The 1,904-nt window shown below is 42.0% G+C and carries 3 protein-coding genes and 1 pseudogene; all 4 read left to right on the top strand.

The window, feature by feature from the left end; translation table 11 throughout:
- Nucleotides 1–75: 75 nt before the first annotated feature.
- Nucleotides 76–918, top strand: a pseudogene (locus N4310_RS08295) (helicase-related protein); the annotation flags it as partial.
- Complete coding sequence (locus tag N4310_RS08290) at nucleotides 918–1,352, top strand: hypothetical protein (RefSeq protein ID WP_262092802.1); 435 nt, start codon at nucleotides 918–920, stop codon at nucleotides 1,350–1,352. The pseudogene N4310_RS08295 and the gene N4310_RS08290, both read left to right, overlap by 1 nt.
- Entirely contained in the window at nucleotides 1,349–1,495 is a 147-nt protein-coding gene (locus tag N4310_RS08285; protein WP_262092801.1) for a hypothetical protein, read from the top strand. Before N4310_RS08290 ends, N4310_RS08285 begins: the two co-directional genes overlap by 4 nt.
- Before the next feature lies 1 nt (nucleotide 1,496).
- Nucleotides 1,497–1,640, top strand: a complete 144-nt coding sequence (locus tag N4310_RS08280) for a hypothetical protein (RefSeq protein WP_262092800.1) — start codon at nucleotides 1,497–1,499, stop codon at nucleotides 1,638–1,640.
- Nucleotides 1,641–1,904 lie beyond the last annotated feature (264 nt).

The raw sequence follows: 1,904 nt of genomic DNA, 5'->3' as shown, positions 1-1,904 counted from the left end.
ATTTGCATTGGTCTGATCTAAAATCTATTGTCCATAGAGAATGGCTTTTTTCAGATTTTGAATTTCAATGAGTATAACAGCTTGATTGACCTTTGGCCCCAGATTTATCTTATGGACCGGGGAGAGCGCTTGGAAACAAGTCAGACCAGGTATAAGAATCGCTATTTTGCGCCGGATAAGCATAATGGCCCAATCGTTTACAGCTGGACCCCAAGACCTGGAGCTGAAGATGAAATCTACGACAAGCTAGAAGATATTTGTGTCTCCATGAAGGCTAAGGATTACCTGAATCTCCCTGGACGGATTGATAATGTTGTGGAGATTGAGCTGTCAGATTACGACAAGTACAAAAAGCTAGAGCGAGAGTTGGTTCTTGAAGAAGAGGAAGTGACAGCTGCGAATGCGGCAGTTCTTGCCAACAAACTGCTTCAAATGGCTAACGGGGCTATCTATAGTGATGATAAGTCTGTAGTTCAGCTACACGACGACAAGCTCGATGCTTTAGAGAGAATCGTAGAAGATAGCCAAGGACAGCCCATTCTAGTTTTTTACCAGTACCAACATGATCTCGAAAGAATCAAGTCTCGCTTTAAGGAAGCGGAAGAGTTGGATTCCCTTGAACGCTGGAACAAAGGAGAGATTCCTATACTTTTATGCCATCCCCAGTCAGCGGGCCACGGTTTGAATTTGCAAGAGGGTGGTCACATCATTGTTTGGTTCGGCTTAACCTGGAGCTTGGAATATTATCAACAGGCCAATGCCAGATTGAATCGGCAAGGGCAAACGGAGACTGTTATCATCCACCATTTAGTGGCAAAAGGCACCCTGGATGAGAGAGTGATGCAGGTTCTTCAAAGCAAAGAGAAGAGTCAAGATGAATTATTGAATGCCGTCAAGGCACAGATAGGAGGTTCTTAGTGGCGCTAACTAAAAGATTTGCGAATCAGAACAGGAAGGATAAAAGCGAAGTACGGCAATACAGATACAAAGGTAATCCTATATACGTCTGGAAGTATGGAGCCTGGTTCGGAGAGTTACCTTCTGGCTGGTCCATGGAGTATCTAGATTTTAAAAGTAAACCTTTTGAACATAATGCCATAGTCGGCTTTTGGTTCCCCGCAGAAAATCTAGGTGAGTATCAAGTTGAGAAAGTTGAGCTATTGAAATTTTCAAGCGATAACCAAACTGTATACCTAGATCCCAATTTGTTAAAACAGGTAAAAGTTGCCTGGTTGCGGAAAGCGAAGATTTATGTGAGCTCAAGCTTAAGCGTTAAATTTGTTGTAGGGGATGAATTCTTAGTGATTCCTGGTGTTCGGATAGATAAAAGCGTGGAGGTAGTGAAGCAATGACAGAAAAAAAGAGTTATCTAGTCGAAAACTGGTTTCAAGGTGAGTATCGGGACTCGAAGTATTTCGAAACCAGAAAAGAAGCAATGGAGTGGATGGATGAGAACAAATCGTCTGTCTATGATTTCAAGATGGTGGAGGTGTGAAATGGATTTACTAAGAACTATCGGTTTTCTATTCCTGTACTATATCACCTTGAGTAAGCTTGGTGCAGAGTTTGATACTTTGGATGGATTCTTGGTAGGGGCAGCTGCTAATCTACTGTTTACTGGAAATGAAAAGGAGGAGTGACATGCAGTGTCGGTATTGTAATTCAATTTTCTCTGTGGGCCATACACACAAAATACTAGGAATGGTAGACGTAATCCACAACCCAAAGCATTATCAAGGTAAGTACGGTTTGGAGTAGATTAAAGTTATTGATAATTTTATCTGGGACTTGGAAGGTAAAGCAGCCTGGTCCTGGGGAAATACAATTGAATCATTCCCGTTGTCTCTGATCCGAGGCATACCAAGGGAATAGAAGAGTATAAAAAGAAAAATCGCCACGGTAAA

The organism is Streptococcus danieliae (assembly GCF_025447695.1).
Lineage (GTDB): Bacteria > Bacillota > Bacilli > Lactobacillales > Streptococcaceae > Streptococcus > Streptococcus danieliae.
Note: the sequence above shows the minus strand (reverse complement) of the source record. Positions and strands in the feature narration are given on the sequence as shown.

Bases quoted from the DNA above. Each gene is read 5' to 3' on its own strand.
- N4310_RS08285 (WP_262092801.1), top strand. From the start codon at position 1,349: ATGACAGAAAAAAAGAGTTATCTAGTCGAAAACTGGTTTCAAGGTGAG.
- N4310_RS08280 (WP_262092800.1), top strand. From the start codon at position 1,497: ATGGATTTACTAAGAACTATCGGTTTTCTATTCCTGTACTATATCACC.